The 26,489-nt window shown below is 67.7% G+C and carries 16 protein-coding genes and 1 pseudogene; 11 read left to right on the plus strand and 6 right to left on the minus strand.

The window, feature by feature from the left end; genetic code table 11:
- The first annotated feature begins 232 nt into the window (after window positions 1-232).
- The 3 genes from AC0VX6_RS17245 (at window position 233) to AC0VX6_RS17255 (ending at window position 1,607) form a co-directional block, all read left to right on the plus strand.
- Window positions 233-667 (plus strand): restriction system modified-DNA reader domain-containing protein, encoded by a 435-nt coding sequence (locus AC0VX6_RS17245; protein WP_475469389.1) that lies wholly within the window; start codon window positions 233-235, stop codon window positions 665-667.
- A gap of 85 nt (window positions 668-752) precedes the next feature.
- Window positions 753-1,163, plus strand: coding sequence for a restriction system modified-DNA reader domain-containing protein (locus tag AC0VX6_RS17250; RefSeq protein ID WP_475465200.1), 411 nt, complete (start codon window positions 753-755; stop codon window positions 1,161-1,163).
- A 144-nt stretch (window positions 1,164-1,307) separates the two neighbouring features.
- Window positions 1,308-1,607, plus strand: a complete 300-nt coding sequence (locus AC0VX6_RS17255) for an NIPSNAP family protein (protein WP_475465201.1) — start codon at window positions 1,308-1,310, stop codon at window positions 1,605-1,607.
- Here AC0VX6_RS17255 and AC0VX6_RS17260 read toward each other — a convergent pair.
- The 3 genes from AC0VX6_RS17260 to AC0VX6_RS17270 form a co-directional block, all read right to left on the minus strand.
- Window positions 1,601-5,125 carry an nSTAND1 domain-containing NTPase gene (locus tag AC0VX6_RS17260; RefSeq protein WP_475465203.1) on the minus strand — a complete coding sequence of 1,175 codons (3,525 nt, stop codon included), beginning with the start codon at window positions 5,123-5,125 and terminating at the stop codon, window positions 1,601-1,603. The two genes, AC0VX6_RS17255 and AC0VX6_RS17260, sit on opposite strands and share 7 nt — an antisense overlap.
- 207 nt (window positions 5,126-5,332) lie before the next feature.
- Window positions 5,333-7,498 carry a tetratricopeptide repeat protein gene (locus AC0VX6_RS17265; RefSeq protein ID WP_475465205.1) on the minus strand — a complete coding sequence of 722 codons (2,166 nt, stop codon included), beginning with the start codon at window positions 7,496-7,498 and terminating at the stop codon, window positions 5,333-5,335.
- 195 nt (window positions 7,499-7,693) lie between these two features.
- Window positions 7,694-8,737, minus strand: a complete 1,044-nt coding sequence (locus AC0VX6_RS17270; protein ID WP_475465207.1) for a sigma-70 family RNA polymerase sigma factor — start codon at window positions 8,735-8,737, stop codon at window positions 7,694-7,696.
- A gap of 650 nt (window positions 8,738-9,387) precedes the next feature.
- Between AC0VX6_RS17270 and AC0VX6_RS17275 the strand changes: the two genes are divergently transcribed.
- The 8 genes from AC0VX6_RS17275 (at window position 9,388) to AC0VX6_RS17310 (ending at window position 21,578) form a co-directional block, all read left to right on the plus strand.
- On the plus strand, window positions 9,388-12,585 hold the full coding sequence (locus tag AC0VX6_RS17275) for a helicase-related protein (RefSeq protein ID WP_475465208.1): 3,198 nt from the start codon (window positions 9,388-9,390) through the stop codon (window positions 12,583-12,585).
- A complete protein-coding gene (drmB, locus tag AC0VX6_RS17280; protein ID WP_475465210.1) occupies window positions 12,582-14,456 on the plus strand; it encodes a DrmB family protein in 1,875 nt (624 codons plus the stop codon). The genes AC0VX6_RS17275 and drmB overlap by 4 nt, the downstream gene beginning before the upstream one ends.
- Window positions 14,453-15,565 (plus strand): DEAD/DEAH box helicase, encoded by a 1,113-nt coding sequence (locus AC0VX6_RS17285; protein WP_475465211.1) that lies wholly within the window; start codon window positions 14,453-14,455, stop codon window positions 15,563-15,565. The genes drmB and AC0VX6_RS17285 overlap by 4 nt, the downstream gene beginning before the upstream one ends.
- A gap of 208 nt (window positions 15,566-15,773) precedes the next feature.
- Entirely contained in the window at window positions 15,774-16,289 is a 516-nt protein-coding gene (locus tag AC0VX6_RS17290; protein WP_475465213.1) for a winged helix-turn-helix domain-containing protein, read from the plus strand.
- 30 nt (window positions 16,290-16,319) lie between these two features.
- Complete coding sequence (locus tag AC0VX6_RS17295; protein WP_475465214.1) at window positions 16,320-16,793, plus strand: transposase; 474 nt, start codon at window positions 16,320-16,322, stop codon at window positions 16,791-16,793.
- An 80-nt stretch (window positions 16,794-16,873) separates the two neighbouring features.
- Window positions 16,874-20,347, plus strand: coding sequence for a fibronectin type III domain-containing protein (locus AC0VX6_RS17300; protein ID WP_475483695.1), 3,474 nt, complete (start codon window positions 16,874-16,876; stop codon window positions 20,345-20,347).
- Between the two features lie 33 nt (window positions 20,348-20,380).
- The gene (locus AC0VX6_RS17305) at window positions 20,381-20,932 is read left to right on the plus strand and encodes a hypothetical protein (RefSeq protein WP_475465219.1); all 552 of its coding nucleotides are present in this window, start codon (window positions 20,381-20,383) and stop codon (window positions 20,930-20,932) included.
- Window positions 20,933-21,014: 82 nt separating this feature from the next.
- Window positions 21,015-21,578 (plus strand): DUF305 domain-containing protein, encoded by a 564-nt coding sequence (locus AC0VX6_RS17310; protein WP_475465220.1) that lies wholly within the window; start codon window positions 21,015-21,017, stop codon window positions 21,576-21,578.
- A 233-nt stretch (window positions 21,579-21,811) separates the two neighbouring features.
- Here the strand turns inward: AC0VX6_RS17310 and AC0VX6_RS17315 are convergent, their stop codons facing one another.
- From AC0VX6_RS17315 to AC0VX6_RS17325, 3 genes and pseudogenes are all read right to left on the minus strand, one after another.
- Window positions 21,812-21,985, minus strand: coding sequence for a hypothetical protein (locus AC0VX6_RS17315; RefSeq protein WP_475465222.1), 174 nt, complete (start codon window positions 21,983-21,985; stop codon window positions 21,812-21,814).
- Between the two features lie 125 nt (window positions 21,986-22,110).
- Window positions 22,111-22,419 (minus strand): annotated as a pseudogene (locus tag AC0VX6_RS17320) (nSTAND1 domain-containing NTPase); the annotation flags it as partial.
- A 161-nt stretch (window positions 22,420-22,580) separates the two neighbouring features.
- Window positions 22,581-26,198: a competence protein CoiA family protein gene (locus AC0VX6_RS17325; protein WP_475465223.1), complete on the minus strand. Its 3,618-nt coding sequence runs from the start codon at window positions 26,196-26,198 to the stop codon at window positions 22,581-22,583.
- Between the last annotated feature and the right edge of the window lie 291 nt (window positions 26,199-26,489).

The following is a 26,489-nucleotide window of genomic DNA, read 5'->3' on the forward strand; positions in this document are numbered from 1 at the left end:
CCGGGACCAAAGTCCCTTTCGGGACTCTGTCCACATGCGGCCACGCCAGCCTCAGAAGCGCTCCCACCGCGGGCTCTTGCGAACCAAGCACAGCCGGTCAGCTGGCACACGCCGCCCACAACATGGGCAACAGCGGTGGCGGCCTGGCCCCGCGCATCCTATACTGGGACCTGTAGCGCCCTTGGCCAGTCGAGTTTAGAGAGTTTTCGATATGCCCGAGCCCACATTCCAGATGGAGATCACGACCACCCTGAGGTTCACCACCTCGTTGGCACCCCATCCGACGCGGGGAACCGGCGCGAAGAGTCCGGACCACGCCGGAGTCGCGTCGGTGTCCTCAACCGTTGTACGGCACACCCCGCCAAAGCCGGAACGTCCGCAAGCGCTCCGGGGCCAGGCCCTGATACGGGCCCTGTACGCACACGGGCTCCTCCGGCCCGGAGACACACTCGTCTGGAACCGACCCATGGCCGGAACCTCCCATGAGGCAGTACTGACCCCGAACTGCCGCCTTCGCCCGGAGGGGCACACCGGGGAGTTCTCGCCTTCCGGCGCCGCGCTGGCCCTGGCGGGTGGATCGTACGACGGGCTGAAGGTGTGGCACACGGTCGACAGCGGAGTCTCCCTCAAAGAACTACGGGAACGAATCCCCCGCTCTGTGGCCTGACCCGCTCGCACTGTGGTCCCACTATGAGCTCCACGGGAGCCAAGTCCATTACAGTTTGAGAGAAAAAGGAGAGAGGAAACAGCCGATGTCCCAGGTCATCCGCGTCGATGACGAAGTCTACGCCGCCCTCCAGGAGCAGGCACAGCCTTTCGTCGACACCCCGAACGACGTACTGCGCCGTGTTCTGGGCCTGACCTCCACGACCACGGACGGACTGTCGAACGACCGCTCCGAGAACGACCGGGGCGCGCTGGCGGGCATGATCGACAGCGGTGCCCTCTCCGCCGGGGAGAAGCTCGTCTGGGAGCGTTCGCGGATAGGCACCACACACACAGCCACCGTCACAGCGGGGGGACGCGTCCGGCTCGACGAGGGCGACGCACCGCCGTTCAAGACCCCCTCCGGAGCCGCCCGTGCCCTGTGCGGGCACGAGATCAACGGATGGAAGCAGTGGCGCCGTGCCAGCGACGGCGTACTGCTCCAGGACCTGCGCTGAGACATCGCCGCACCACTCGAAGCCCGAAGGCAAAGAAAGAGGCACGACGCGCCACACACGACGGGTCGCCTCTTCCGTTCCTGTCCTTGCCGAGACGCTACGGGCAACTGATACCGCATCAACCCGCTCCAGAAAGGCAGCACCGTGCCCGTCACCACCCAGGTACGCACCTACACCGTTCGCGAGGGTCTGCTTGATGAGTGGGTCCAACGATGGAAGGAGGAGATCGTTCCCCTGCGCCTGGAGTTCGGCTTCTCCCTCGGCGGCGCCTGGGTCGACCGGGAACGCCACCACTTCATCTGGGAGATCTCCTACGACGGTCCCGAGTCCTTCGCTGAACGCAACCGCCAGTACTGGGCCTCCCCCAAGCGCGAGGCGATGAGCCTGGACCCCGAGGACTATCTGGTCTCCACCGACGTCCGCGAGGTCAACCGGGTCTACTGACCCCGCCCCTCCTCCTCACCGACCGCGAGCAGGTGCGCGCGGCGCTCCTCCGGTGTCAGGGCCCGGAAGGTGCGCCGCCGCGCCACACGCGTCAGCTCCTCCAGGGGCATGTCGGCGTCCCACACCCGCACGGTGCCGTCAGCCGAGCCCGAGGCGACCAACCGTGATCCCCCGCTCCAAGCGACGCTCAGGGCACGATCGCGGTGGACGCCAACCGTCAGGGGTTCGCCCTCGCCATGCGCGTCCCAGACCCGAACAGTACGGTCGTGAGAGGCGGTGGCCAGACGCGCGCCGTCGGGCGACCAGGCCACGGCGGGCACGCGACCACTGTGTCCGGTGAGCACCCGTTCGGCCTGCCCTGTGGTCAGGTTCCACACCCGCACCGTCCAGTCAGCCGAGGATGTGGCCAGGTGTGTCTCCTCAGGAGCCCAGGAGACGGCGTCCACCCAGTTCTCATGCCCGGTAAGCACGATGCGCTCACGACCGGTGGTCAGGTCCCACACCCGGGCAGTGCGGTCGTCGGAGCAGGAGGCGATCATCCGTCCACTCGGCGACCAGGACAGGCCCACGACCCAGTCCTGGTGGCCGCGCAGCACGGTCAGCAGGGAGCCGTCGCGGGCGTCCCACACGCGGATGCTTCGGTCCTGGGCGCCGGTGGCGACGCGGTCGCCGTCGGGCGACCAGGACACCGACTCCACGATGGCGCCCTCGTGGTCCAGTTCGAGCAGGGTCTCGCCGGTCTCCAGGTTCCACAGCAGGGCTCGCCGATCGATGCCGCCCGAGATGAGGACCTTGCTGTCGGGGGACAGGGCGGTGTCGCGCACCGTACCGGTGTGGCCGCGCAGATGCGCGGGCCGGTCGGCGCCCCTCTCCCATATGCGGACGCTCCCGTCCTCGCCCGCCGCGGCCAGGATGCCTCCCCTGGCGGCCAGGGCGTTGACCGCTGCGCCCTCCGCGTCGTGGACGACCTCTTCGACGGTTCTGGGCTCCATCTCCCACAGACGCGCCGTAGCGTCCTCTGACCCCGTGGCCAGGCGCGTGCCGTCGGGCGACCAGGCCACACCCCAGACCGCATCGGTGTGGCCGCGCAGGACCACGCGCTCCTCGGCATCGTCGGCGGTGAAGACACGCGCGGTGCGGTCAGCCGAGGCTGTGGCCAGCAGACGGCCGTCAGGCGACCACTCCACGTTCCACACCCGGTCGCGGTGGCCACGCAGCAGGAGGGTCTGTTCGCCCGTGGCGGCGTCCCAGACGCGGACGGTGTGGTCGCCCGAGGCCGTGGCGATTCGCTTCCCGTCGGGATGCCAGGACACTCCCTCGACGAAATCGCGGTGGCCCATGAGCCTGACAGCCTCTCGGGCGTCGACAACATCCCAGATGATGACGGTGCGGTCATGGGAGGCGGTGGCCAGACGCGTACCGTCGGGTGACCAGCGGATGCCCAGGACGTTGTCGGTGTGTCCGGTGAGCTGTGTGCACAAGCGGCCGGTATCGGCCTCCCAGACCCGGACCACGCGATCACGGCAGGCCGCGGCGAGATAACGGCCGTCGGGGCTCCACGCCACGCCCCGCACCACGTCGGTGGCGTCGGTGAGGCGCATGAGGGCCTGGCCGGTGCCGGAGTCCCATACCCGCACGGTGTTGTCCCGGGAGGCTGTGGCCACACGCAGGGAGTCCGGTGACCAGGCCGCCATCTCCACCATGCCCATGTGGCCGCGCAGTTCCCGGAGCAGCCCGCCCCGGGTGTCCCACAGGCGTGCGGTGCCGTCGCGGGACGCGGTGGCGATCCGGGTGCCGTCGGGTGACCAGGCCAGGTTGCGGACAGTGTCGGTATGACCGTTCAGGATCGCGGAGCAGTGGCTGTGGGCGAGCGCGGACAGCAGGGCGCCGCGCACGATGGGGACCGGTTCGCACTCCTCCAGGGCGGCCAGGGTGAGCAGGACGGCCAACTCGGGATGCTCCTCGACACCGGCCAGGACGTACTCGGCGATCGAGAGCGAGACGCGGCGCAGGAACCGGTGGTCACGGCGCCGGGAGGCGTCGATGAAAGCGGTGAGCGCGGGAGTGTCCTGGCCGTTCTCGCGCAAGGCCTCCAGCCAGCGCTCGGCGGTGCTCAGACGGGCTCCGCTGAGCAGGTAGTCGGGGTGGCGTCCCGAACTCTCCCAGTCGCCCGCCCAGCGTTCCAGTTCGGCTCGCTGCCGCAGGCGTTCGGTGTGCGCTTCCACCTGTTGGCGCAGTGGGGCCCACTGGCGAAAGAGCGCCTCGTGGGTGACCTGTGCGACGGGGCCGCCATCATGGACGTCACTGACCAACAGGCGTGCGTCGACGAAGGCGTCCACGATGTGGCGGTCGCGCTCATCGAGTTCGACCAGGCGCACCCGGCGGCGGGTGGCGTCGCCGCTGGTGACGGTGACGAAGTGCAGCAGGACCCTGAGGATACGGTCGAGGTCGGCCTCCGTGCGCAGTTCGGCGGTGACTTGGTCGGCGTGGCGGGTCAGCGCCCCCTCCACTCCGCCGAGTGCCCGGTAGTCGGCTTCGGTAGCGGTTCCGCGGGCGCCGGCGCGGATGTGGAGTTCTTGGAGGAGGTAGGCGAGCAGGGGCAGGGCGTCGCCGCTGCCGGTGTCGGCGGCGATGTGTTCGACCAGGCCGTCCTCGAAGCGGAAGCCCGCCGCCTCGGCGGGGCGCTGGATGATCTCGACGAGGTCCTGGCGGCTCAGGGCGCCCAGGGCCAAGGGGTTGGTGAACAGTTCGGCGGCCTCGCCGTTGAGGAGGTCGCCGAGGAATTCCACACGCAGGGTGGCTACCACCCGCAGGTGGCGGTCGCCGTGCAGGGCCTCGCGCAGGGTGCTCAGGAAGAGGGTGCGGTCGTGGTCGCCGCTGAGGGTGACCAGTTCCTCCAGTTGGTCGACGACCAGGACGGTACGGCGGGCTCCCCCGCTCTCACGGCGGATCGTTCGCAGGAGGGTCAGGAGTTCGCCGCCGTCGCGCCGGATCCGGCGGGCGTAGGCGTCGGCCTGGGTCTGGTCGGTGGCCAGGGCTTTGGCCAGGGCGCCGACGGGGTCGGTCCCGGGCACCATGACGGGCAGTACGTTCCAGCGCTGGCCCCGCAGCCGGGGCAGGATCCCGGCCTGGACGAGGGAGGACTTACCGCTGCCGGAGGCGCCGATGACGGCCAGGAAGCGTTCGTGGGGATCGGCACCGACACCGTTGAGGCGGCGCATGGCCTCGGTGGTCTGGGCGGCGCGGCCGAAGAAGACGGCGGCCTCGTCCTCGTGGAAGGAGGCCAGGCCGGGGTAGGGCGAACGTCCCGGTTCCCAGGCGAACTCGGGCGGGGGCGGGTGTTCCAGGCGGTAGGCCACGAAGTGGCCGACGAGCAGGACCAGAAGAATGAGGACCAGGCCCGGTACGGCGGCCTGCTCCATCACCTGCAGCGGAAAGGAGGTCTGACGTCCGTCGGTGGCGAAGTTGGTGACCACTCCCAGCAGCCCGGCGGCCAGCACGAGAAGCAGTTGCAGCATCAGGGCGAGTCGTTGGCGTCGCCGCACATTGTCTCCGAGGGGTCGCGTATTCCCGAGTTCGTGGGACGCCCGCGCCCCCGGTGAGCCTACGGTGACGGGTAGTCGGGGTAAAGCCGCTGTCCCCTTCCGGCCATCCGGAAACCCCTGTGGCGCGGGCCTTGCGCGGCAGCAGCGGATGCCGTCCGGGAATCTGGCCGTCTCTCCGGATCAGCGGGCCGTTCGTAGGAGGGCATCCGCCTTCCGTTTGATCTCGGCCGCTACTTCACGCCTGCCGGTCTGCTGATAGAGCTGGGCCAGGAGCGACACGACCCGACGTGTGTTATCGACATCACCCAGGCTTTCGAAGATTCCGAGCGCTTCCACCCAGGCCATCTCGCACTCGTGGACGCGACCCGACTGACCGAAGAGCGTTCCCAACCCCATGTAGGCGCCTCCGAGAGTCGCGGGGTCTCCTCCATCCGCGGAGTAGTCGCGGGCCATGCTGAGGTGGGCGAAGGCCTCAGCACCGTTTCCCAGACTCAGGTACACCCCGCCGAGGTTCATACAGGCTCGGGCGAGAGAACGCATCTCCTTGTGCTTGACGAAGATGTCGGTGGCAGAAAGCAGACGGCGAACCGCCTCTTCCGAACGTCCGAGCTCGTGTAGGGCGTTGGCCGTGTTGACGTAGGACCTGGCCATATGGACTTCGGCACCCGCGCTCGCGAACACTCGAGCCGCCTCCTCATGACAGACCAGAGCGTCCTCCGCTCTCCCCAGTCGACGCAGCACCATCGCCCGGGTGTCCGTGGAGCTCGCGGCCAACTGCCAGTCCTGGGCCAGAACGGCATGGTCACGGGTCAGGTCGCTCATGCGCATGGCGCGTTCCAGCTCCCCGACCTGCCAGGCGTTGATCGCCAGCAGCAGCGCGAGCCTGGCCATCTCCCGCTGGTCTCCGCTCTCCTCCGCCGCCTGGTAACCGATTTGGGCTATGTCGTCGAGTTGCGCGTACCTCAGCCGACTGCGGAGAAAACCGGTCAGGATCCTCGGCAGGTTCACGGCGTGGTCCAGCTCCCCGATCTCCTTCGCGCGAAGGACCGCCGCGGTCAGGACGTGCTGCTCGCGCTCCAACCACCGCAGCGCCTCGCCCATGTCCGAAAACCGTGACGTGCGGGACACCGAACGATCCACCAGAAGACCGGTCGCGGCGTCCTCGGCCCTGTATCTCAGGTAGGTGATCAACCGGACGAGATCCTTCCGGTCTCCGGGGTGGTTCCGGGGCTCCTCCGCCTTCTCTGAAGCGAACTCCCGTGCGAGGTCGTGCATCCGCCAACGCTCGTGGCCGGAGGCGTCCACCAGGCTCGCCCGGGCCAGGGCCGTCAGTAGCCTGCGGGTCTGCGGCTCCAGCACGTTGAGCAGAACCGCCGCGCTCCGTGTCGACGCGTCCGGCCCCGGAGCCAGTGCCAGAATCCGGAACAGGCGGGCCTGTTGCTCGTCCAGGCGACGGTAGGACAGGTTGAACGCCGCTCGGACGGCGCTCTCTCCCCTTTCGAGGCCGTCCAGCCTGCTCGTCTGGAGGTCGTCGGCCATCTGGGAGAGTCCCAGCGTCGGCTCGTCGGCGAGGATCGCCGCGACGATGCGCAACGCCAGAGGCAGGTGACCGCACAGGCGAGCGAGCCGCTCAGCCTCCCGGGGTTCGGTGTCCGTCCGTTCGTCCACCACTCCCCTGGTTTGCACAAGACCACGGCGCAGCACCTCCACCGCGCCCGCAGTGTTCAGTTCGGCCAGATGGTGCACCCGCACCCCGAGGTCCAATCGGTGGCGGGAGGTCACCAGGAGGGCTGAGCGGCAGTCCCCGGGCGTCAGGGGACTCACCTGCTCGACAGAGGAGGCGTTGTCCACGATCACCAGGAGTGGTGAGCCCCGGTCGGACCGCCGTTGGAGCTCCGAACGGTACAGGGCCGCCTTGCCCTGTGTACTGGGCGGGATATCCTCCGCGTCGATGCCCAGGGCGCCCAGCCAGTCATGGAGTACGTCACCGGGGTCGACCCACCGCTGGGGGTCGTAGCCGAAGGTGTCATGGTGGAGGACTCCGGCGAACCAGCCGTACGCTTCCAGGGCCTCAACAGCCACCTGGCAGGCCAGTTCGCTCTTACCCACGCCGGGCATACCCGCCACGAGCACGGCCCGGCGCTGTCCATGGTCTGGGCCCAAGGCCTCCAGCACCACCGCCATGTCCGTGCCGCGCCCCGTGAACACCGATGACAGCGGCGGTAGTCCCCGCAACGCCTCCGGTTTTGCTCTGGCCGCGTGGTACGTAATGTCCCGGCCCTGAATCAGGGTGCCGTAGACGTCACCGTGGACCTGGTTGTGTACTTCCGACCGGTCGTCAGTCATCGGGGGGTTCCTCGGTTCACCAATCAAGCCACAACATGGCAGCGCGCACAGGGACCGCACCTGCACCGGGACCATACTGACGGCCCTGAAGTCCGCTCCCTCCACTGGGAGGACATCTCAGGGCTGTGTGTCCGGCCGGAACTCGACGCTCCGACGAGGCACGGGGGCAGCGAAGACGCACTACCGACCAGGGCGTCAGCGCTCTTCGGTGGGCCGAGAGGAGCCCGGAACCGGGTCGGGACGTCGCGTCCGCCTCTTCCTCCTCTTCTTGCCCTTCTTCCCCTCCGCAGACGCGGACTGTTGAACTCCGTGCACGTGGACCTCTTGCAGGGTCTTCAGAGCCTTCTTCTCGATCTGACGGATGCGCTCACGGGTGACCCCGAAGTGCTCACCGATCACGTCCAGGGTCTGCCTCTCCCCGGTCGTCCACCCCATGCGCCGTTCGATGACCTCGCGTGCACGATCGCTGGTCAGGCAGGACAGCAGCTCCCGCGCCTCCCTCTTGCGCTCGTCCTCCAGCAGCTGTTCCTCCGGAGAGGGCAGCGCACGGCTCTCGTCCTCACCCACGAGGGTGAGCAGGGTGGTGTCACCCCGGATCTCCCGGTCGAGCGAGTCGGTCCGGTAGGTGAGGCGGCGGACCTGGTCGATCTCGGAGACCGTCAGTCCGCTGTGCACCGCCACCTGCGCCGCACCGGTGCCCCTGCCCTGGATCGCCAGGGCACGCTCGGTGGCCGCGACCTTGGCCATCTTCTCGTGCATGTGCACCGGGATGCGGATCAGCGCTCCCTCGTCGGCGATGGCGCGGGTGATGGCCTGGCGGATCCACCAGGTGGCGTACGTGGAGAACCTGAAGCCCCGGCTGCCGTCGAACTTGACCACCGCGTGCATCAGGCCCTGCATGCCGTGCTGCACCAGGTCCTCCGTCTCCAGCCCCTGACCCTCGTACTTGAACGCCAGGCTGTAGACGAGGCGCTGGTTGTGCAGCACCATCGCCTCGTAGGCCCGGCGGCGCTCGTCATCGGGCTCCAGAGCCGCAAAATCCGCCTCCTGGAGCTCCTGTTCCGGGAACTCTCCTCCCCTCATCAGTGTGGACAGTCCCGTCTCCGCCCGCGCGGCGAGGAGGCGTTCGCCGGGACGTCCCAGGACGCGGTCCTCGGCCAGCACCCGGCGGGCCTCCGCGATCGCCTCGCACAGTCTCGGGTTGACGGGGGCCGCGCTCGTATCAGGGGCGGCGTCCACGGGATCGCGCGAGCCGACCGTTTCGCTCTGGGAACTCCCGTGTACGGATTCCGATCCTCCTTCGGGTTCCACGGCACCCGCATCTTTCGAATGCGTGATCGATACACCTGACTCTCGCAGGTGAATCGCAAAATCGTCGACCTCGTTCTCTCCCAGCCCGGAGATGCGAACGACACCGTCGAAAACCTGCGGGGAGATTCTCCCTCCGAAGACATAACGGTGCGCCAGGCGGGCGACGGCTCCCAGCCGAGAATCCTCCTGCTGCTTCCCTGCCGGCGACCGGTGGGCAGTCGCCTGCGTCGCGTCGTGAGAGGTACGTGCTGCGGGCACCTCCACCGGGCTGACCACCGTGATGCCCATCCCCGGAAGGGTCGCTTCGATCCGCCCGCGAGCCTCACTCTCGATTCCCAACTCCTCGCACACATATTCGATTTTGTCGGAACTGATGCGGCCTTTTTCCGCGCCCTCGCGAATCCTCGCGAGAACGGCTCTGACCAAGCCGCGACGGTCGGGGTGCGGCGTCGACGAGGTGAGGTTCGGCATGCTTCGGATAATGTCACCTACCGCTGACAGAATCCCCCACGTACCGAGGGGACCGAAGCACCGCCGGAATTTCTTTCCCCCAGCCTCCGTATCAGAACAGGACACGGATGTCCGAGCGCTCCACCAGTCAGGACGAGGCACGCAGCCTCCTCGCGTCAGCCCTGCGCCGACAACTCATCGGCCCAGCGGATGGACAGCACGAGGTGCTCTCCGTACCTCCGGACCGCCGCTACCTCATGGGCACCCTGTACCCCCAGGAAGCCGATCTGTACTCACGTATCCTCGCGGCGGGCGAGGAGCCCGAGGGACCGGGCACCGAGCCCCCGACCGAGGAGAGCGGCTTCGCCGAGGACCCGACCTCCGACGCCAACGTCTGGCTGCCCTCGTCACTGGGCCTGTCACTGTTCACCGACGCCCGCTCCCTACGCATCGCCTGCCGAAGCTCGCGCTACGCGGTCGAGAGGAACGAGGGGCGACGCCTGTGGAGGCGCGTCCCCCTCGACGAGGAAGTCATCGAGGTCTCCGAGAGCGTCGACGTCCCGGTCCACGAGGGCCGCGCCGTCCTGCGTGTGCGGCGACGCCCTTACGCGGGTGCGTGGCTGGTGACCGTCGCCCTGGTCAACGCGGCCGTCGCCGAACCTCCGGACTCCCCGGGGGCGACCGGCCACCGTCCCCCGCGCACTGACTGGGAACGGATGCTCTTCCAGGCCTCGTTCAGCGCGGAGCCTCTGGGTGGCGCATTCCTGGAGTATCCCGACGTCCTGCTCACCAGCCGTGATCCGGAGGAGGAGGAACTACGTCTGCAGTACCAGCACGTACGGACCTTCACCGTCGGCCACGGCTGCGCGGTCACGGAGGAGCGGTCGGCCTCCGCACCTGACGGCGGCCCACCCGACAGGGTCAGCACGGAGGTCATGCCCGCGGAGGAGGTTCTGCGGGTCCGGCACGCAGGTCGGAGCGATTCCCGTGCGCTACGACTGTCCTTCCTCAGCGACGCGTCCCTCCACCCCTCGCGTCTCCATGATGAACTGGCCGGCTTCACCCGCGGTTACCGGAGCTGGTACGAGGAGCGCATGCGGGAGGCCGCCACAGAGGTTCCGCGCTGGGGCCGCGCAGCCGCCGAACGTATTCTGGCGCGCGTCCACACGGCCGTCAGCAGGATGGAGGCCGGGGCACGCCTGTTGTGCGAGGACCCCGTCGCACTGGCGGCCTTCAGGACAGCCAACCAGGCGATGGCCCTCCAGATGCGCCACGGGAAGGCGGATCTGGCGGGTGCCCCGCGCACACGCCGCGACCCCCTGCCGCAGGGCACCACGCCCGACGACGCATACGCCTGGCGCCCCTTCCAGCTCGGCTTCTTCCTGCTGTGCGCGGCGGGCCTGATCGATCCCGCGCACCCCGACCGCGAGAGCGCTGACGTCATCTGGTTCCCCACCGGCGGCGGCAAGACCGAGGCCTACCTGCTGCTGTCCTGTTTCGAGATGGTCCTGCGGCGGTTGCGGCACGGGGCCGCCGGCGGCGGCACCGCCGTACTCAGCCGGTACACGCTCAGCCTGCTCACCACGCAGCAGTTCCAACGAGCCGGCACCACCGTGTGCGCCCTCGAATACCTCCGGCAGCATCCCGAGGAGCAGGCCTGCTCCGACCTCGATCTGGGTACGGAACCCTTCTCCATCGGCCTATGGGTGGGCCAGGCCACCACACCCAACAGCTACGACAGGGCACACGAACTGGCCAAGCAACAACGAGCGGCGGCCCAGCCCACCGATGCCTTCGTCCTGGACCGGTGCCCCTGGTGCGGTACCCGGATCATGCCCGCGACCAAGTCGACCGATTCCGGCGACTACGGTGTGCGAACCTCACCGTCCTCGTTCTCCTTCTTCTGCCCGCGCGAGGAGTGCGCCTTCCATTCGGAACTTCCGGTGCGCGTGGTCGACACGCACCTGTACGACGCCCCGCCCTCGTTCCTGCTCGGCACCGTGGACAAGTTCGCCCGCCTGGCCTGGGAGCCCAGGGCCGGGCGACTGTTCGGAGGCGGTGACCGGCTGCGGCCCTCCTTGATAATCCAGGACGAGCTGCACCTGCTCACCGGTCCGCTCGGCACCACCGTGGGCCTGTACGAGTCCGCGGTCCTGCAACTGTGCTCCTGGGACGGGACACCTCCCAAGGTCGTGGCCTCCACCGCGACGATCCGCCGTTCCAGTGAGCAGATCCGCGCGATGTACGGACGCGACGTCCAACTCTTCCCTCCGCCGGGACTCGACGCCCGCCATTCCTACTTCGCCGAACCCGACACGCACACTCCCGGCCGCCTCTACGTGGGCGTCATGGCCCAGGGACACACGTCCGGACGTGCGACGGTCGCCACGGCGGCCACCATGCTGCACGAGGCGGCGCGCCTGCCCGAGGAACACCGCGACGACTACTGGACACTGGTCGCCTACCACCACAGCCTCCGCGAGCTCGGCCGGACCCTGACCTCGGCGCGCGACGACATCCCAGCCCAGCTCATCGGGATGGGCCAGGACGGGGCGGACACACGGGAGCTCACGGAACAGTCCGTCCAGGAGCTCACCAGCAATCTGGACCGCGAGGAACAGCCCCGGCTGCTCGCGCGTCTGGAGGAGGGCTGGCCCGCGTCCGCCGCGGTCTCCTTCCTCGCCTGCACGAACATGCTCTCCGTGGGCGTGGACGTCGGACGGCTCGCGCTCATGCTGATGCTCGGCCAGCCCAAGGCCGCCGCCGAGTACATCCAGGCGACCAGCCGGGTCGGGCGGGACCGGGTCCCCGGTCTGGTCGTGGCGTTCTTCAACGCCACCAAACCACGGGACCGGTCTCACTACGAGACCTTCGGAGTGTTCCACCGCTCGCTGTACCGACACGTCGAGCCGTCCAGCGTGACCCCGTGGTCGATCCCCTCCCGCAAACGTGCTCTGCATGCAGCTCTGGTGATCCTCCTGCGCCACGGCCACGGGTGGTCGGGAGAGGACCAGGCCTCCCTCATCCTCGACCGACCCGAGGCCGCGGCCGACGCCGTCGGTCGGCTGGTCTCGTGGGTGGAACACGCAGTCCCTGACACCGCCCCGGAGGTGGACGTCGAGTTGAAGGAGCTCATCGCCGACTGGCAGGACCTGGCCACTGCGGCGCGCCGGGCCGGGGCCCGTCTCTACTGGAGTGGTCAGGGCCGTTCGACACGGCACGTGCTCAAAAACTTCGACCGCAGGAACGGCCTGTGGGAAACCCTGAACTCGATGCGTTCCGTCGATCGGGAATGCCAGATCACCGTGAAGGGAGCACAGGCATGACCCGCACCCGCAGGCTGCGTGTCCGCCAGGCCCAGACCATCGTTCCGTTCGGCGTAGGCGCCATCATGGAGACGCAGGGTGAGTCCTTCGTCGCCGCCGACATCTCCCACTGGCCCGTGTCCATTTGCCCCTGGGTCGACTCACCGAGGCTCGCGGAGCGGTTGAAGGTCTCGGGTTTCAAGGCGCTGCCCCCGGCCACCAACGATTTCTTCGACTCCCCCGATGCCCAGGGAGCGCCCTGTGTCCGGTTCCCCGCATGGCTCTTCTGCGGTGCTTGTCGCGCTATGAAGAGGTGGGCGACGGCGGACGAACAGCCGGGCACCGCACCGGTGTGTCCCGCCTGCCCCACACCGCAGGTCATGAGTCCCATGAGATTCGTACAGATCTGCTCGGCCGGACACATGGACGACGTGGACTGGTGGTGGTGGGCGCACAGCCGTTCTGGTGCCCGGGACTGTGAGCGTTCCGCAAAGCGGCTGTCGTTCCTGGTGGACCGCTCCTCGACCGGGTTGGAGGCGCTGTCCGTCTCCTGCCGGGCCTGTGACTCCTCACGAGACCTGCTCCAACTGCTGGACCGGGGCCGTACACGTTGCACAGGCCGCCACCCCTGGCAGGGGCCGGGCGAGGCGGTGGACTGTGACGAGCAGGCTCGGATCGTCCAGCGCAACGCGGGCAACGTCTACTATCCGATCACCCTCTCGGCCCTGGACATCCCCGAACCCGAGAGCACCGGCTCCCATCAGGTGGATCCCCAGATCGCCGCGCGTATCCGGGAAGACGCCCTGTGGACGGGCCTGTGCCGGGCCCAGGATCCGGTGCGGGCGGAGACGATCACCACGATGATCTGTGACGCCAACGAGGGGGTCACCGCCGAGGACGTTGCTGCCCTGCTGCGCCAGGAAACCGGTGAGGACGCCTCCGCCGCCGTCTCCACAGGCGACGGCTCCGCCTCTCCTGCAACGGACCTGAGCTGGGGCGAATGGTCGGCTCTGAACACCGACACCGCAGTGAGCCAGCGGCATTTCACGGTCCGCCCCGTCCCCTTCGGCTCGCTGACGAGGCACAACGAGGCCGAACGGCTTCTACGCGCGCGTATCGGGAGGGTGGTGGTCGCCGACCGGCTGCGCGAGGTCCGCACCCTGCGCGGATTCTGCCGGGTGCAACCGTCGACGAAAGGCATGGTGGGGGCTGACGCCACAGGTCGCCGCGGCTGGCTTCCCGCGACCGAGGTCTTCGGTGAGGGGGTGTTCCTGTCCTTCTCCGAGCAGGAGCTCACCCGTTGGGAGGCACAACCCGGAGTCCGTGAGCGGGTGGAGAGCCTCGCCCACGACCTGGACTCCGCCTTCCAGAGGGACCGGCTCACCGGAACGGTCGGTGAGCGCCTACTCCCCCGCCTGCCGCTCCTGCACACCTTCGCCCACCTGCTGATCCGCCAGCTCTCCTTCGAGAGCGGCTACGGGATCTCCTCCCTCCAGGAGAGGGTGTACGCGCGCCCGGGCGCGGACGGCCACCAGGCCGGGGTGCTCGTCTACACGGCCGCCGGTGACGCCGAGGGCACTCTGGGCGGGCTCGTCCGCCAGGGTGCCTCCGAGCGGTTGGTGGATACCCTGCTCAGACTCCTGGAGTCAGGTGCGTGGTGTTCGGCCGATCCCCTGTGCGCAGAGCACGGTGCGCGCGGGTTCGCCAATCTCAACCGTGCGGCCTGCCACGCCTGTGCCCTTCTTCCGGAGACTAGTTGCGAGGCGGGTAACGCGCTGCTGGACCGGGTGCTTCTCATCGGCGGCCCCGGAATCCCCGGGTTCTTCGAGCCGGTGGTCGAAGCCGCCCTCGGTCAGGCGGCCCGTGTCGCACGTGCGGAGGGGCCGCTGTGACCGCTTCGGGTGCCGACCCCACGGTCCTGCGCTATCTGGACCTGATGACCGGGCAACGGCGGGTCCTGGACGAGCTGCCGTTCGACGGCAACCACCTGGTGTGCGGTCCGCCGGGGTCGGGCAAGAGCGTGTTGGCGGTCCAGCGCGCCGCGATGACAGCCCTCACCGGCACTCCCACCACGCTCGTGTGCCGCTCCAACCTTCTTCGCCAGTACGTGGAACCGGCAGCCGCCGCACTGAGTCCGGGCCTGAGTGTGGCGACCGTCCATTCCTGGCTGGGGACCTGGTACGCACGTGCGGTGGGGGGCCGACCGCCCACTCTCACGCCCGGCGGGTTCGACATCGACTGGACCGCGCTGCTCACAGAGGTAGCGGAGGCCGATGGCCTTCCCACCCCCGGTGCCCTGGTCGTCGACGAGGGACAGGATCTGCCGGTGGGGTTCTACCGGCTGTGCCGTCTGGCGGGAGCACAGGTGACCGTGTTCGCGGACGAGTACCAGACCATCACCGAGACCAGGAGCACGACCGCGGAGATCCGGAGCACGCTGGCCGCTGGCGAGACCCGCATGGCGGGGAACCACCGCACCACACGGCAGATCGCCGAACTGGCCGAGCGGTTCCGCCTGGGCGGCCCCGAACCCCTTCTCCCGAATCGGGACGGGCCTGTGCCGGTCCTGGCCCGATACCGTGCCTTCGGTGAACTCACGACCGAACTGCGCGATCGCGTTCGCCAGCATCCGGAACGCACCATCGGCGTGGTCGTACGGTTCACGGAGTTCCAACTGCGGCTTCTGGAGGCGTTGGAGCGCTCCAAAGTCCCCGTGCAGGCCTACACCGGTGGCGGTCGCGGCCGGTACCGCGATATCGACGTCGGCCGCCCGGGTGTCCACCTGGTGACCCGCGCCAGCATGAAAGGGTTGGAGTTCGACACGGTCATTGTTCCCGACTGCCATCATGACACCGCCGACGTCGCGGACCCCGATCAGAGGATGGCGTACTACGTCCTGGCCACCCGGGCTCGCCACGAACTGTGCCTGGGCTTCGCAGGCGAGCGACCACCCGCGCACCTGGCCGACCTTCCGCGTCACCTCTTCCAGCCACGACCGTGAGGAACTCAGGGTTCGCTGAGACCGTCCCTCCTCACCGACCTTGAGCAGGTGCGCACGGCTTCCCTCCGGAGGCAGAGCTCGGAGGGAAGCCTCCGCGTCCGATGACCACAACCGGTCGCCTCATCCGTTACTCATTGAGGTTTGATTGTTTGTTTCCTGGCCGGGTACATACCCTCCTACCTGGAACTTCTCCACGAGGAGGGGCGCCATGGACGCCCACGACAAGCAGCAACGCCGCTTGAGGGCGGCCGCCCTGTTCGAGCAGGACCAGATGTCCGACGCCCGTATCGGCGAGATGCTCGGCGTCACCGTCCGCGCGGTCAACAACTGGCGGCGCGCCTGGCACCAGGGCGGCACCGACGCACTGATGAGCAAGGGCCGCACCGGCCCCCAGGGCTATCTGGACCCCGACCAACGCCACCGACTACGCCAACTCCTGCGCCGGGGCGCCAAGGACTACGGCTTTGCCACCGATGCCTGGACCCTGAACCGGGTACGGCGGGTGATCGCCGAGACCTTCGGGGCCACCTACACCGACCCCTCGGGGGTGTGGCGGCTGATGAAGGCGATGGGGTGGTCGGTACAGGTCCCGGCCCGCCGCGCCCTCGAACGCGACGAGCAGGCCATCGCCACCTGGATCGAGCAGACCTGGCCACGGATCGAAAAAAGGGGGCCCGGACCGGGGCCTGGATCCTGTTCGAGGACGAGGCGGGGGCGGGACTGACCGGGGCCCTGTCCCGTACCTTGGACTCCGGTGGGGCAGACCCCGGTGCTGCACGTGGTCAAGGGCCGCCCGGCGAAGATGTCGATGGCCGCGGTGTGCTGCTACCGGCGCGGCCATGCGCCGCGGATGCTGTTTCGTACCCGCCCGGGGTGGTACCACGACCGTGATCTGGTCGCCTTCGTGGACGGTGTCCACCGGGTGCTGGACGCGCCGGTGATTTTGGTGTGGGACAACCTGTCCGCCCATCGCAGCGGGCGGATACGCGCGGCGGTGCAGGCCCGGGAGTGGCTGGAGGTGGAGTATCTGCCCTCTTACGCCCCGGAGTTGAACCCGGTGGAGGACGTCTGGTCCCACGTGAAGGGCACAGGGTTGGCCAATCTCGCGGCGTTGTCCTTCGCGGAGCTGAGCGAAGCGGTTCGATCGGGGCTGCGTCGGCTGCGTTACCGCCCGGACCTGTTGGACGGGTTCCTCGCTCACACCGGACTCCAACTCGGAACCGAATAATCAAACCTCAGTCAGGTGACTGGACCTGGAGGTACCGCCTATGGGAACACCTCCGGGAGCAGGGCGCGGACGTCGACTTCGTGGGTCCCCACACAGGTCTGCACGATCTCTCCGAACCTGACCCGGAAGAGCACGTCCACACCTACCGAGATCCCGACTTCGACCAGGACCACAACGCGCTCTGGGGTCAGACCATCACCGAGGCCAAAGAGACCATCGGAAGCGAAGTCCTGGAGCACGATCCCGATCTGGCCCTTCTGCTTCTGGGAATCAACGACCTGGTCTGGTTCCAGACATCGCCCGAGTCGCTTGACGCAGAGCTCCGCACCTACATCGAAAATGCTCGGACAGGAAACCCGGAGCTTGATTTCATCATGTCCGAGCTTCTTCCCACCGCACGAGCGGGCGAGGACGAAGAGTTTCGGGATCTGGTCGCCGATTTCAACCAGAGGATGAACCAGATATCCTCGGACCTGTCGAACGAGGAATCCCTCGTCACGGTCACCGACATCGGTGGCACCGAAGGGTTCGACGTCGAGACCGACACCTACGACGGTGTGCACCCGAGTGCGAACGGCGAACTGAAGATCGCCGCAGCGTTCGCGGACGCCCTTGACGAGCGCTACTCCCTGGGCGCCCCCTACCCCCGCCCCCTCCCGGAACTCGGGGAGGAGGCCCCGGTCGGCGCTCCCGCGCTGGAATTGAGGGAGATCGCCCCCGGACAGATCGAGCTCTCGTGGACCCCGGTGGAAGGTGCCAGTTCCTACTGGGTATGGGTCAAGGAACCGGAATCCCCTGAGTGGGTCCGCCTGCCCTACCCGCTGTCCATGGAGTTCAATCCCTGGACTACCGACGGCCTGCTGCCCGGAGGAACGTACGAGTACAGACTACAGGCGGCCAAGGGGAATATTTCTGGCGATTTCTCCAACACCGTCACCTACCGCATCAGCGGCGACCTGCCAGACCCTCCCGAAGCTCCGGGCCAGTTCACCGTCGAGGCCGGTGACGGTGAGGCCCACCTCTCCTGGGAAGAGTCCGCCGACGCCACCGGTTACTACGTGCACGTCCGCAATCTGACGTGGGGCGAAGAGGATTTCACCCGCCTGCCCTACCCCGTCACCGGCACGGAATGGACGGCGGAGCTCCTGCTCAACGGGGCTGAGTACGAATTCAAGCTCCAGTCGGCTCACGGATTCCTCGACGGCGGGACGAGCGAGGCGGTATCCGTGACCCCGACGGGTCCGGTGCCGGATCCGCCGACACAGTTGACGGCCGAGGCCGGAAACGGTGAGGTCACTCTCCGCTGGTCGGAGTCCGCCAACGCCACCGGTTACTACGTGCACGTCCGCGACCTCACCCGGGGCGAGGAAGACTTCACCCGCCTGCCCTACCCCGTCACCGGCACGGAATGGGTCAACCGCGGTCTGGTCAACGGCGCGGACTACGAGTTCAGGCTCAGTGCCGCGAACGGCTACATCGAGGGCGGGCGGAGTTCCACGGTCTCGGCCACACCCACGGTGGAACCCCCCGGACCCCCCACCGGCCTGACCGCCACAGCCCAGAACGCCCAGGTCAAACTCGAATGGAACCAGGCGGAAAACGCCACCGCCCACTACATCTACATCAAGAACCTGACCGCAGGCGAAACCTCGTTCACCCGCCTCCCCTACCCGATCGAAGGCAACACCTGGACCGTCGAAGCACTCACCAACGGAGCCGACTACCAATTCCGGGTCCGCTCCATGAGCGGACTCATCGAAGGCGGACAGAGCTCAACGGTCTCAGCCACACCGACCGGCCCCGCCCCCAGCGCTCCGACCGGCTTCAGCGTGCGTTCCGGCAACCGCGAGGCGGTGCTCAGTTGGAACATGCCGGACAACGCCACATGTGTGTACGTCCAGGTGCGCGATGTGACTCATGGAGAGTCGGGCTTCACCCAGCTGCCCTTCCCCGTCTGCGCGGACAGCTGGATCGCCACCGGCCTGGTCAACGGCGCCACCTACGAGTACCGGGTACGTGCCTACAACGGCCTGATCGCCGGCGGAACGAGCAGCGCCGTATCAGTGAGTCCCACGGGACCGGGTGCGGCGGGACCGGAGGAACTGCACGCGTCCGGTGGTGACAACAGCGCCGCCCTGTCGTGGACAGGCGCCTCTCGGGCCACCGGATACTACGTCTGGGTCAAGGCGGTCACGCTCGGCGAGGACTGGCGTCGGCTGCCCATTCCCCTCGCGCAGACCAGTTGGATCTCTACCGGCCTGGTCAACGGAGCCACGTACCAGTTCCGGATCCAGTCGGTGGACGGTTACGAGGAAGGCGGGTACTCCAACACCGTCACCGTGACCGCGCAGGGGCCGAGACCCCAGGTGTCGGCACTGAACGTGTCGGCGAGGCTGGGGGAGGCCACGCTCTCATGGCAGAGGTACTCCTCCGCTGACGGCTACTACATCTACCTGCGCAATCGGAGTGCGGGGGAGTCGTTCGTCCGCATGCCCTACCCCGTGACCGCCGGTTCCTGGACTGCTGAGTACCTGGTCCCTGGAGAGACCTACGAGTTCCAGGTCCTCGCGGTCAGCGGGCTACAGGAAGGCGCCAGGAGCAGCGTCGTCAGGGCCACCATCCCGCGTCCGGGGACTCCGGGAGGGTTCTCAGCGACACAGGCGGGACCGTATGCGGCCTCCCTCGAATGGAACCGTGTTCCGGGAGCCGACGCCTACATCGTGTACCACGGAGTGTCGAACTCCGCGTTCGAGCAGCCGACCATGAGACCCCTGCCCTACCCGGTAACCGGCACATCGCTCACCGCCTCCTACCTCACTCAGCGAGGAATCCACTGGTTCGCCATCGCGGCCACGAAATACGGCGCCGAGGGAAGCCGGTCATCGGTCTCGACCATGAGCCCGCTCATGACCAACGTCAACTACTACAGCGCCTATATCCGGTATTTCGTCAACTCACCGGGACACGGGAACACGAGGCGCACCACCTGGGCACCCGCCGTCGGATCCAACAGCGGAATCCTGGTCAGCAGGGCGTTCATCGCAAACCGTGCCCCCTACGGCCCGATCAGCGACGGCCGGTTGTACAACGCCCACCCCGGGGCGAGCGCACGGATGCACGCTGCCTGGGACGCTTCGAGGGGACGGCTCTCCGCACTCGCGCAGCGCAGCTGCGTCGGGTCCATGTGCAACGGGGCGAGGCCGATCAGTTTCGCTTTCTCCAGCGTCCCGGACGGGGCTCCTCTCAGCGACAACCATGTTTGGAGCAACACGACCCCCAACGGGATCTCGATCACGTGGAAAGCCGTCAACTCCGACACCTACTGGGTGCCCGGACTCGCTGCCCATATCGATACCCGAACACTGTTCACGCATCAGGGCGGAAGCAATTTCAGCGTGTACCTCAGGGCTGATCATTTTCCCACGTACGAGGTCTACCAGTACCCCGAATACACCACGAACGGCAACCCCTCGGCACGGACCCTGACCCGCTGCGACCAGTACCACATCAACGGGCTCATGGACTCACCATCGCAACGGAGGACCTGCACATGAGTTCACGTGGAAACCTCTCTCCAGGGAATCCCCATGCCGATTAGCGACTTCACGCTCGGGATGTGCCTCGGCGGTCTCGTCGGACTGCTCGGAGTCCTCGTGTCGGTCTTCGCGGGGCTGCCGAGGACCGTGCTCTCGAACATCACCGTCATGGCTGTCCCCGCAGCTCTCGCCGTCAACGCGGGATGGGCCGTGGAAGTGCTCTCCGAGTACTCCCCCGACCTTCGCTGGGCCTTCCCCGGGCTGTCCGGGTTCGGCCTCGCCCTCGCCGTCGTCGTGTGGCTGCGGGCCGTGCTCACACCCCACGAGGAATACGTCCAGGTCCTGCTGAGCACGTCCATCGGGTTCTGCTCAGTGCCTCTGGGTTACCTCGCCTTTCTCATGGGCGGCCTCGGCGCGATTCCCGCGGCCACGGTGACCGGGTTCGCGAGCGCGTGGTTGGCCCTGATGGTCATGAGAGGGTCCGACGAGGGCCCGCGTGGTGGTTGCGCCGCGGCGGGAGCAGGATGCGTCACCCCCGTACTCCTCATCATTCCGCTCACATGGTTCTTCACCCATGTGTTCCTGACCCTCATGGGGAACTGACATGCGAGATCGCAGGGAACCACGACTGCTGGACCGTTTTCGGGGTCCCGCCCCCAGGGCGGTCCTCGCCTGCCTGGTTTGCGTGTCGTTGGTCGCGCTCGTCTTCTTGTTGCGCCCCGACAGCGCGGAGGAGGACGTCCGGGAGGAGGCCGTGGCAGATCCCACGATGTACGGGATGGAGTCTCCGGCCCCCTTCGTCGAGTCGGATGTGGAGTTCGTCCAGGACCTGTTGCTGCACCGACGCCAGTCACTGCACGTCCTCAACTCCTATGAAGGGGACAACCCTCGGATCCAGCAGATGTCATCCGGCCTGGCGACCGATTTCGTGCGCGAGGAACAGGAGCTGGTCCAGCTCCTGCAGGAATGGGGGAAGAGCCCGGAGACCGAGTTCGACGCGGCCGCGAGCCCCGAGGGAGACGGTTTCCTCGACCCTCAGGATCTGGAGGGCTTCCCTTCGTTGGAAGGCGGACAGCAGGACGCCCGGTTCATCGAACTGATGCTGGAGAACCAGCGATCCGTCCTCCGGCTCTCCACGGAGAAGCCCGGAGAGGATGCCTCCTCCGAAGTCCTGGACCTCGCTGGCAGGGCCTCCAACCAGGCGACTCCGATGATCATGGCGTTGGAGGGGATCGGCGAGGATCTCTGAGAAGGACCCTCAGGGACGCCCGGAGCCCGTCGTGTGCGGGGCCGCCCGAGCCCCCCGCGGACGACGGGGCCGCCCCGTGTCCGTCCGCTCCTGACCTCGTCCTCACGCGGTGAGGACGCCGCGTGGATGACAGTGGTCTTCACCGGTCTGGGCGGCGCCGAATTCGGTGCCGCCCAGACCAACCCCTGGTCGGGCCCGCCCAAGCTCGAATCGCTCATGGAGCAGGGCGGTGTTCAGTGGCGGGCCGGTCCCGCTGTCAGGAGCCGTTCCAGGATTCCGGCGCCAGGGATTTCGGGCAGTCCGGCGGAGGAGGCCACCCAGTAGGACATGGTGCTCTCGCCGAACCAGATGACCAGGTGCGGGTGGCGGGCCTGGAGGGCGGCGGACGTAGGAGTCGGCCTGCGCATGAACAGTGGTGGCCGCGGCCAGGGCTTCGGCCAGTGCCCCGACTGGGTCGGCCCCGGGCACCATGACGAACAGCACGTTCCAGCGTTAGTTCCGCAGTCGTGGCAGGAGTCCGGGCCTGGGCAAGGGAGGACTTACCGCTGCCGGAGGCGCCGATGACGGCCAGGAAGCGCTCGTGGGGGTCGGCACCGACCCCGTTGAGACGGCGCATGGCCTCGGTGGTCCGGGCGGCGCGTCCGAAGAAGATAACGGCCTCGTCCTCGTGGAAGGCTGCCGGGCCGGGATAGGCGAGCGCCCCGGTTCCCGGGCGAACTGGGGAAGCGGCGGGTGTTCCAGGCGGTAGGCCATGAAGTGGCCGACGAGCAGGACCACGAGGATGAGGACCATGTCTCGTGCCGGGTGCCTCGTGCAGTAGCAGCGGACGGTGTCCGGGAATCTGGTCGTCTCTCGGGAGTCAGCGGACCACACGCACGAGAGCGTCAGTCCTCTGTTTGACCTCAGCTGCCCCTTTGTACCTGTCTCCGCTGGTACCGGAGCCCGTCCAACAGCGGTCGGCGCCCCTCCCTGAGGGCATCGACCGCTGTCCGCCAACAACCCCTACGTGATCTCGGCGAGAACGTTGCGGACCTCGCGCCACCCCTCCGAGTCGAAGGGCGCCCGAGTGCGGTAGGCCCCGGCCTTCCAGGCCAGCAGACGCCCCAGCCTGTTCGCCAACCACCCCATCTGCGCGACCGGGTACCCGGACACCTGCCAGGCGTCCACCCCGAGCTGGGCCAAGCCGCCGCGAAGGAGTCCGGGGGCGACCTTCGCCATGCGTTTGCTGGCGCTCACGTCCAGCCGGAGAGAGGGCACCAAGTCCAACACCATGTCGATCATGGCCCGTGAAGGAGCGCGGAAGCGGTCGGGCACCCTGGTCATGGTGACCCTCGTCCCGCCAGGCTCCTGTCGGATGTCGATCCCAGCGGGACGGCCGTCCTCCGCCCTGCCCAGGGCCCACACGAGGAAGGCGAGCCCCTGGGCCTCACGCAGGGCGACGGTCACCTCGGGCTTGCCGTACCCGCTCGGACGAGCGGGCGGACCGAAGCGCACCCACGTCTCGGACACCCCTGGAAGCCGCTGCGCCACATCCAGGACCCCGGAGTACGCCTTCATCTCCTTGATGCTCCGGAGGATCCTGGCGATCTGAACGAGACCCTCGACCAGCTCACCCGTGTCGTTCGGCAGAACCTTGGACTCCGGCGTCATGGCGGCCTGGTCCAAGCCGAGAGCCAACCGAGCACACACCCTGCTCAGAGCCCGGGGTGTTGCGGCCTCTTCCTTCCGCGCAGCCTCTCCGTAGTAGGCCGCCAGAGCCCCGAGCCGCCTCTCATCGGGCTCCCCGCAGAGCTGTTCCGCCTGCCGCGCCCAGACGCGGAACCCTTCGGTGTTTCCAGTGCGCAGCAGGCCCGCGCCCAGGTATCCCTGTTCCAGGCAGTCAGCACGCTCCTGACCGGATGTCAGGGGAACGAGCCCGAACTGTAGACCGAGCAGCAACCGAGCGGGTGGAATCTGGTCAGGGGTGAGGTCCCACTCCACCGGCTCTCCGATCCGGTCCAGGATCTCCGTCACACCGGTGATAGCGCTGTCGACATCAGTACTTGACGCACCAGGGACTCGCGGCCCCTCCGCCTCACCCAGCACCGGGTGTCGAAGCAGCAAGTAGGTCTGCCAGTTCTGGGGGGTGCCACTCATGCGCGTGGCCTTGACGCTGTACGTGAGACCGAGCATGGCGCACAACTGGGAGAAGTCGGTTTCGGTCGTCGTCCTCGTACCCGGGCGCTCTCGGGAGGGTTCGTCCGGCCGCAACGGCACGGGCTTCGAGCTCTCCGCAACGACGTTGACGACCTCCATCCTGCCCTGGCGACCGGTCTCCACCCAGGAGCCCACCAGACGCGCCGTGAGCAGGGATTTTCTCTGCCGGAGATTTCCAGCGGACAGGCCTTTCCCAAAGCATTCACGCACCATGGCGTGCCACGTCCTCTTCTCCAGGGGGTCAGGCGCACGGTCCTCCTCCCGGCTGAGGGCTGTGGTCCGCCCGAAGACCTCAACGGCGTGGGTGTGCGTACGCAGCAATTCCCCCAGCACAACCGCGTAGTGGAAGCAGGTGTCCGTCTGGAACACCCCGTCCGACCGTGTCAGGCTGTCCAGCTTGTCGCCGATCCCCTGGAGGACCCGTTCCGCACCGCGTTCCGGCAGGCCCAGGGATCGGAGCCTCTCCAGTGCCTGACTCTGGTGGTGGTCCGGAACCTCACCTGGAGTTGGGGATGGCGCGTCGACTTCCTCCGGCCTGTGTGCGGCGCCGGTCGGCGGCCACCAGTCATAGCTGTGCAGCAGATGTTCCTTGGCGAAGTTCTGGGCGGCCACGGTGATCGCGCTCTTCTTCGTCTGCGCCTGCCCCTCCGCCGCACGACCCCGGTCGTCCCTGACCACTGCTCGGAACACCAGTGGCTTTTCACGGAACTTGCCGCAACTGATCGTGTGGTGGTCCTTCCCCAACCGTTCGGAGACGAAATCCTTCCACCCGATCTGTTGCCACCGCAGCGCGTCGAGAAGTTCACCGCAGGCACGCTCCACCAGGGAACGCAGTTCTGTCTCCTGCCCCCGCAGGGCGAGCACCCCCAGAGCACACAGGAGCAGACGTGCGGTCTCCCGGTCATCGCTCCGTGCGGGCTGTTGCCGTACCTCCGGCCGGGCGACCATCGTGGCGAGCACCCGTTTACGGGCCTCTGCGCTCCACTTACGCTCGGCTTTCTCGCTCGCGGGGAAGTAACGGCGCGTGAACACGTCCGCGAGGCACACGGCGAGCCATCGCTCCCCGAGGCTCTCAAGAAGCTCCAAGGCGTAGACCAGACCATCGTGCGTCTCCGGGGAATCGGACGCGGATCCCACCTCGGCCAAGGCGAGGAGCGGCCACTGTCGAGGAGAGTCTTCGCCCTCCGCGGTCCGCTTCTCCGGAGTCAACCGGTCGACGAGGTCGGAGAGCGACGCCAGCAGGTTCCGAAGCGTTTCCGGGTCGGGCTGCGATGGTTGATCATCAGGCTTTTTCTGCGGTTTCTCCAGCGGTTGTGAATCTTGGTACTCGGCAGCGTCGGGCTGCTTGACGCTCGCTTTGGGAGGTCTGGCGGGTTCCCGTTTCGGTGGGTCGGGCTCTTCCAGCCGGGTGAGCCCTTGCCCACACAGGTGCCACCGGGCGTCCGTCTTCTTGTCCACCTCGATCCACGCGGGAGGCACGAGCCGGTGAGGGGCGCCTTTCTTCAGTGTGCCCACCCGGTCGGGAAACCACAGGGCCGCTTCGCGGGTGCCCCCCTCCAAAGGGACCTCGACGTCGACGGGAAGGAGAAAGGAGTGGCCGGGTGGCGCGGTCGTCTTCTCCACGATGGTGCCCCTGGATCGGGGACGCACGATGATCTGTTCCACGTCCAAGGGCAACCGGGTGAGCGGCGGTGCCTCGGGTGCGGGTTCGGGTTTGAGTTCCGGAGCGGGCGCGGGCTTACTCACTCCGGCCTTGGGCATGTCCGGTGTGGTAAGCCCCCATTTGGTGAGAACACACTTCTCGAGGTTGACCCATGTCGTCCTCTTGCCTCGGAGGGTGCCGACCTCCGTGCGGTATCTGCTCCCGCCGCTCCCGCTGGCGCTGAGTCTGAGGACCAGACCGTATCCCCGGTCCTGGACCACCACCCGGTCACCTGAGACCTTGGATCCGTACAACCGGGTGTGCCAGGTCAGGTGGTTCGGTGTGTGGGGCTTCGACTTGCCCGGAGTCTGAAAGTGGACCGTGATACGGCCTTCTCCGGAAACGGTGTCGATCACCGCCTCCCGACAGGTTCCGCCCGCCTCGAAGTCACCGGTCAGCACGGCCTTGCGCGCGGCCACACCCTGTTGCGTGGACAGCCAGCGCCTCAGGTCACGCACGATGTAGAGGTGGTCGGCGCTGTCACCGTCGGTGTGCTGGCGATGGCACCTGTGTGGTTTGACGGCGTCGGGGATGTGCGCGAAGTGGGGGATGCGCTCCTGGCCGACCCGTGTGGTCAACCGCTTGCCGCATCCACCGAGCCAGTAGCCGCACCAGAAGCTGTTTCCGACGTACCTGCTCTGGTAGCGCAGCGCCTCCTGCCGTCCTTCCGGCATCTGCGTGGCCTCCTGGGAGCGCGCCCCTCCCACCACAGCGGTCTGCACCTTGCGTGTGTCGCTCTGGCCTGCCCGCACCGCACCCCTGCCCCTTCTCCACCCCACCGCTCCCGATGCCACCCGGAAAGTCAGCACCCGAGCCGCGGGAATCGCAACAAGGTGACCATCCTTACCGCCCTGGGGCCAGAATGGAAAAGCCCCCGTAGGGAACATCATGGCAACGAAACGTACTCCATCCAGGGATCGCTCTGGCTCTCCGCAGCACGGGCTCGCCCTTCGGTGCCGGGGCACGCGCACCCAGCGATAAGAAACTGACCCCAGAGCAGAAATTCGATCGCC

It is taken from the genome of Nocardiopsis sp. iso_25, from assembly GCF_056173305.1.

What these genes read in the sequence shown, in the direction of transcription:
- AC0VX6_RS17245 (WP_475469389.1), top strand. Translation starts at nt 233, where the DNA reads ATGGAGATCACGACCACCCTGAGGTTCACCACCTCGTTGGCACCCCAT.
- AC0VX6_RS17250 (WP_475465200.1), top strand. Translation starts at nt 753, where the DNA reads ATGTCCCAGGTCATCCGCGTCGATGACGAAGTCTACGCCGCCCTCCAG.
- AC0VX6_RS17260 (WP_475465203.1), bottom strand. Translation starts at nt 5,125, where the DNA reads ATGCTGCAACTGCTTCTCGTGCTGGCCGCCGGGCTGCTGGGAGTGGTC.
- AC0VX6_RS17265 (WP_475465205.1), bottom strand. Translation starts at nt 7,498, where the DNA reads ATGACTGACGACCGGTCGGAAGTACACAACCAGGTCCACGGTGACGTC.
- AC0VX6_RS17275 (WP_475465208.1), top strand. Translation starts at nt 9,388, where the DNA reads ATGTCCGAGCGCTCCACCAGTCAGGACGAGGCACGCAGCCTCCTCGCG.
- drmB (WP_475465210.1), top strand. Translation starts at nt 12,582, where the DNA reads ATGACCCGCACCCGCAGGCTGCGTGTCCGCCAGGCCCAGACCATCGTT.
- AC0VX6_RS17290 (WP_475465213.1), top strand. Translation starts at nt 15,774, where the DNA reads ATGGACGCCCACGACAAGCAGCAACGCCGCTTGAGGGCGGCCGCCCTG.
- AC0VX6_RS17305 (WP_475465219.1), top strand. Translation starts at nt 20,381, where the DNA reads ATGCCGATTAGCGACTTCACGCTCGGGATGTGCCTCGGCGGTCTCGTC.
- AC0VX6_RS17315 (WP_475465222.1), bottom strand. Translation starts at nt 21,985, where the DNA reads ATGCGCAGGCCGACTCCTACGTCCGCCGCCCTCCAGGCCCGCCACCCG.